General features: G+C 68.8%; 7 protein-coding genes. 4 read left to right on the top strand and 3 right to left on the bottom strand.

All coding sequences use genetic code 11. The annotated features are described in order from the left end of the window. Positions 1–169: 169 nt before the first annotated feature. Complete coding sequence (locus AC07FN_RS45395; protein WP_478401299.1) at positions 170–1,519, top strand: HNH endonuclease signature motif containing protein; 1,350 nt, start codon at positions 170–172, stop codon at positions 1,517–1,519. A gap of 42 nt (positions 1,520–1,561) precedes the next feature. Here AC07FN_RS45395 and AC07FN_RS45390 read toward each other — a convergent pair whose 3' ends face one another. Continuing rightward, a complete protein-coding gene (locus AC07FN_RS45390; protein ID WP_478401298.1) occupies positions 1,562–2,476 on the bottom strand; it encodes a LysR substrate-binding domain-containing protein in 915 nt (304 codons plus the stop codon). A gap of 96 nt (positions 2,477–2,572) precedes the next feature. Between AC07FN_RS45390 and AC07FN_RS45385 the strand changes: the two genes are divergently transcribed. Both AC07FN_RS45385 and AC07FN_RS45380 read left to right on the top strand, forming a co-directional pair. Beyond that, positions 2,573–3,238: a flavodoxin family protein gene (locus AC07FN_RS45385; protein ID WP_478401297.1), complete on the top strand. Its 666-nt coding sequence runs from the start codon at positions 2,573–2,575 to the stop codon at positions 3,236–3,238. Positions 3,239–3,313: 75 nt separating this feature from the next. Continuing rightward, positions 3,314–3,724: a DUF7144 family membrane protein gene (locus tag AC07FN_RS45380; RefSeq protein WP_478401296.1), complete on the top strand. Its 411-nt coding sequence runs from the start codon at positions 3,314–3,316 to the stop codon at positions 3,722–3,724. A gap of 7 nt (positions 3,725–3,731) precedes the next feature. On the opposite strand, the gene AC07FN_RS45375 is transcribed toward AC07FN_RS45380, so the two are convergent. Beyond that, entirely contained in the window at positions 3,732–4,067 is a 336-nt protein-coding gene (locus AC07FN_RS45375; protein WP_478401295.1) for a hypothetical protein, read from the bottom strand. Between the two features lie 76 nt (positions 4,068–4,143). Here AC07FN_RS45375 and AC07FN_RS45370 point away from each other — a divergent pair, with 76 nt between their 5' ends. Continuing rightward, positions 4,144–4,887, top strand: coding sequence for an SDR family oxidoreductase (locus tag AC07FN_RS45370; protein WP_478401294.1), 744 nt, complete (start codon positions 4,144–4,146; stop codon positions 4,885–4,887). Here AC07FN_RS45370 and AC07FN_RS45365 read toward each other — a convergent pair. Next, entirely contained in the window at positions 4,884–5,231 is a 348-nt protein-coding gene (locus tag AC07FN_RS45365) for a hypothetical protein (RefSeq protein ID WP_478401293.1), read from the bottom strand. The genes AC07FN_RS45370 and AC07FN_RS45365 overlap by 4 nt on opposite strands. Between the last annotated feature and the right edge of the window lie 64 nt (positions 5,232–5,295).

Here is a 5,295-nt window from a genome sequence, read left to right as displayed (position 1 = left end):
AACACCCTCGTCGTCCTCTTCCCAGGACGCATCCCACTCAGCTAAAATGATCGAGTCAATTCATCCGTGGCTTACACGGAAACAATGACAGGGCCCGGCGGGGTGTTCACCTGATCAAGCGACCACAAAAAACGTGCGAACGCGTGTTCGAGAGCGGGACAATTGTGGCATGACACCGCTACTGAACACCCCTGAAGCGACCGGGGACCTCGCTGGTCCGCGGTCGGCGGTGTCATGCACCGATTCTGAACTCGCGGCCCGCATCCAAGAACTGGAAAAGGAGATGCGGGTACTGATGTGGGAGCAACTGCAGTACATCGCCGAGGCCGACCATCGGGCCATTCACGCCGAGACCACCGCCCGATCGCTGCAAGTGTGGTTGCAGGGGCTGCTCAACATCGACCCGCGTGACGCGAAAACCCGTGTCACAGTCGCCCGCAACGTCGAAGACCGACGGAGTTCGTACGGCGAGACGATGCCTCCGGACCTGCCCGACACCGCCGCCGCCTTGTCGGAGGGTGCGATCGGGCTGGACCATGCGCGCGTCATCGTCAACGGAATCCGCCGTTTGCCCGAGTACGCGCGCTGCCACCAGGTCGCCGAGGTCGAATCAACGCTCGCCGGGTATGCGCGGGCGATGTCGCCGAGGGAACTGGAGAAACTCGCCGAGCGCATCCGCTACCTCCTCGACCAAGACGGCGCGCACCGGGACGAGGAAGCCCAGCACGACGCGCGCGAGTTGCACTACGCGACCACCCGAGACGGGATGACCGTCATCAAAGCGAAGCTGGACCGCGAAACCGGGGCGAAATTCGCTGCGCTCATGCAACCGCTGGCCGCGCCCCGACCCGAAATCGACGGGGAGAAGGATCCCCGCACGATCGGGCAGCGCAACGCCGACGGCTTCGCGGCATTGCTGGACCTGGCGCTGGACCACGACGGAATGCCCCGCACCGGCGGGCAACGGCCGCAGATGACCATCGCCATCGACTTCGACGATCTCAAACGGGGCTTGGAGGTCATCGGCGAGGACGGCATGCCCGGCACACTCAACACCGAACGCGCCATCACCGCCCACAACGCACGCCGCATCGCCTGCGACGCCGAAATCCTGCCGATGGTGCTCGATGGCGACAGCCTCCCGTTGGATGTGGGTAGGGCGAAGCGAACCGCTCCTACCCATATTCGCGCCGCACTACTCCGCCGCGATGGGGTGTGCGCGTTCCCGGGATGTGACCGGCCGCCGGGGACACCGGAAGCGCACCACGTTCAGCACTGGGTCGACGGCGGAGCCACCGACCTGGACAACATGGTGATGCTCTGCGGTCACCACCACCGCACGCTTCACAACCAGCGGTGGGACATCACCATGCGCGACGGGAGACCCCAGTTCGTTCCACCGCCCACAGTGGACCCCAGACGTACACCCAGACCAGGCGGCACGGCACTACCCACCCGGCACCGCGAACACCTCCGGGAGCTCATCCCCTCACCCCGGGACCCGGCGGGCGAATCGTGACGCCTTCTGATCGGTTGGGCGGCCTCTCGAAGGTGTTCGTCGCTATCCGGATGCGCAGTGCTGGGCGACGGCCGTCTTCAGGGTTGTGAGGTAGTGGGCCACCGCTGGCCGGGTTTCTGTTCCTCGGCGGATCGTTGCGTGGATTCGTCGTTGTACCGGGCCGCCCTCGATGTCGATCGTGGTCAGCGCCGCCGTGGTCGGTAGGCGGGCGTGGCTCGGCACGAGGGCGATGCCCAGTCCCGCCGCGACCAGGGCGGCGATCGCGGCCCAGTCGCTGGCCCGGTGCCGGATGTTGGGTCGGAAGCCTGCTGCTGCGCACGTCGAGTGCAGCAGTTGGTCGCAGGCGTCTCCCGCCGCCGTGCTGATCCAGTCCTCGTCGGCCAGCCGCTTCAGGTCGGCCGCTCCGTGGTCGGTGATCGGGTGGGTTGCCGGGACCACGAGGTGGCAGTCGTCGGTGCCGAGTTCGATGCGGGTGCACCTCGGGTCGTCGTCTGGTAGCGCCACGTCCGCCGTCACCGAGACGATCACGTCCAGGTCGCCGCTGCAGAGCTGGTCCAGGCAGTCCGGCACCGCGATCTCGTGGATGCCGACCCTCAGCCTCGGGTGCTGTTCGCGGATGGCCTGCGCCGCCGGTATCAGCACCGTCGGGATCAGCGACGGGACACCGCCTACGCAGAGCTGTCCCAGGTCGCCCTGGGTCGCCGCCTGCACGTCGCCGAACGCGCGCTCCAGGTTGGCGAGCAGCGCGTATGCGTGGTCCACCAGGACTCGGCCGGCTTCGGTGAAGCGCAGGCGGCGACCGTCTACCTCTGTCAGCGGTGTCCCTGCTTCCTTCGTGAGGGTCGCCAGCTGTTGTGAGGCGGCGGACGGTGAAACGTGCAGTGCGGCCGCTGCGGCGTGCAACGTTCCTTGCTCGTGGAGGGCGACCAGGAGGCGCAGCCGGGTCGGGTCGAACATGCATAAAAGCTTACCAGTACTGGCCTTAATGTCCTGCTTGTCTTCATGGTTGTTTCTGGTGAGCATTGAGCTGCAAATACGCCGCGATCAACGGGGGTGTCTTTCCCGGTGAAAGTTCTTGCCTTGAGCTCCAGTCCGCGCAAGGACGGAAATTCCCGCATGCTCGCCGAGTCGGTGCTCGCCGGGGCCGCGCAGGCCGGCCACGACGTCGAGATCGTCGATCTCTCCGACGTGGTCTCGGCACCGCTGCGCGACTGCCGGGTGTGCCGCAACGCCGCCGGGCGCTGCTCCATCGACGACGACTACGAGGACCTCCTGGTGGGCAAGGTCCTCCCCGCCGATGCGCTCGTGCTCGCCACGCCTCTCTACTGGTATGGCATCTCCGGGCAGCTGAAGGTCTTCATTGACCGGATCTTCTGCTACGAGGCCGCCAGCTATCCGGAGCACGAGCAAGTCAAGCGGCGGCTGGTGAACAAGCGGCTGGCCGCCGTCGTCAGCTCGGAGGAGACCTACCCCGGCTCGTTGGTGGGCGTCACCGCGCACCTGCAGGAGCTCGCGCGCTACCTCCACCACGACTTCGTCGGCGTCGTGCAGGGCTTCGGCAACTCGCGCGGCGAAGTCGCCCGGGATCCGGGCGATCCGCTCGGCAAGGCCTTCGACCTGGGCGTTCGGCTGTTCGAGGCGCGCGCCACCGATTACCGCATCGACACCCCGCGCGACTCCACCGTTTGGGCCGACGTGGCGGTGGGCACGCCGGATTAGAGGCAATTCGGCCCTGGATCGTCTTGGGGAGCGTCGCAACCCTTTGGCGGTGGAGTCCGCGGAGGGAGCCGAACCATGACGTCCCACAACGTGCCGCATCGCGGCTTTCCCACCCGGTGGCTGGGGTGGGTCATCTTCGCCGGCGTCGTCCTGCTGATCGTCGGCGTCGTTCAGGTGATCTACGGCATCACGGCTTTCACTCGCTCAGGGAACAGCCTCGCCACACCGGTCGGCACGCCCGCGCTCGTCCACGTCGGCTGGGCCTACGTCGTGTTCGGCGTCGTCCTCGCCGCCGCCGGCGTCGGGGTGATGTCCGGTTGGATGTGGGCGCGCATGGTCGCGATCGCCTTCGCAGTGCTGAGCCTGCTCACCAACATCGCGTTCTTCCTCGGTTCCCCGGTCTGGTCCAGCATCGTCATCGTGCTGGACCTGATCGTCATCTACGCGCTCGCCCTGCACGGGAAGGAGGTCAAGGGCATCCGCTGATGCCGGCTCACCCGGTGTGCGCCTCCGAGACCACCAGCGGCGTGCCCTGCATGCAGGTCGTGATCATGCCCGGCTCGATCCTGCCGCGGACCACGGCGGTCACGCCCGGACGCAACGTCGACGGCGGATGCACCAGCAGGTACTCCCGGTCCGCCGTGGCGAGGACCAGGCATCCCTGCTCGACCCCGCTGCGCACGACGCCGCGCACCGTCACCTCCCCGCTCTGCACCTGCACGGGCGCGACCGGGAAGTTCGTCGGTGCTTCGGCGCAGCCCGCCGGTGCGGCGAGCGCCGCGAGCAACGCCGGGCCGCACAGCGCCGCTCGAGCGCTTCGTGCACTCATGCTCATGGCGCCGGGGTACCCGTGCGCGGCCGTGGGGTATCAATGAGCCCGCTGGCAATGACCGACGGGAGGGCTGATGAGCGACATGCGAGTCGCGGTGGTGACCGGGGCCGGATCGGGCGTGGGGCGGGAGATCGCGCGGGCGCTGCTCGGCGCGGGCTACCGGGTCGCGCTGGCCGGGCGGCGGCCCGAGCCGCTGCAGGAGACCGCGCAGGGCTCGGACGCCGCCCTCGTGGTGCCGACCGACGTCGGCGACCCGGAGTCGGTCGTCGCGTTGTTCGACGGCGTCCGCGACGCCTGGGGCCGGGTGGACCTGCTGGTCAACAACGCGGGCACCTTCGGCGCCGCCGGTTCGGTCGGCGAACTGTCCTATTCGGACTGGCAGGCCGTCGTGCAGGCCAACCTGACCGGCTCGTTCCTGTGCGCGCACCACGCCTTCCGCGTCATGCGGGAGCAGGACCCGCGGGGCGGCCGGATCATCAACAACGGCTCGATCTCCGCGCACAGCCCAAGGCCGCGCAGCGTCGCCTACACCGCCACCAAGCACGCCATCACCGGCCTGACCAAGTCGATCTCGCTGGACGGCCGGCCCTACGACATCGCCTGCGGGCAGATCGACATCGGCAACGCCGCCACGGAGATGACCGCGGGCATCGCCACCGGCGCGGTGCAGGCGGACGGCTCGGTGCGCCCCGAGCCGACCTTCGACGCCCGGCACGTGGCCGACGCCGTGCTCTACATGGCGGGCCTGCCGCTGAATGCCAACGTGCAGTTCCTGACCGTCACCGCCACCGCGATGCCGTTCATCGGCCGCGGCTAGGCCGCCTGCCAGGCCTTCGCGAGCAGCTCGTAGGAGCGGACCCGGTCGGCGTGGTCGTGGGTGACCGTGGTGATCACGAGCTCGTCGGCGCCGGTGGCGTCGCGCAGCGTCGCCAGCTTGCGCGCCACCGCCTCCGGCTCGCCGACGATCTGCGTGTCCACCCGGTCGGCGACGATCTCCCGCGCCTGGTCGGTCCACCGGAACTCGGCGGCTTCGGCCGGGCTGGGGAACGGGATCGCGCCCTCCCCGGTGCGGATGCTGTGCACCCACGGCCCGTACGGGTCGGCGAGTTCCCGGGCCCGCTCGTCGGTGTCGGCGACCACCACGTCCGCCGACACCACCACGTAGGGCCGGGGGAAGGTCTGGGGGGGGTGGGAGGGTGGACGGGGGGGGGTACAAACCCCCCCC

The sequence above is a fragment of the Saccharopolyspora sp. NPDC045941 genome (genome assembly GCF_056431445.1).
Note: the sequence above shows the minus strand (reverse complement) of the source record. Positions and strands in the feature narration are given on the sequence as shown.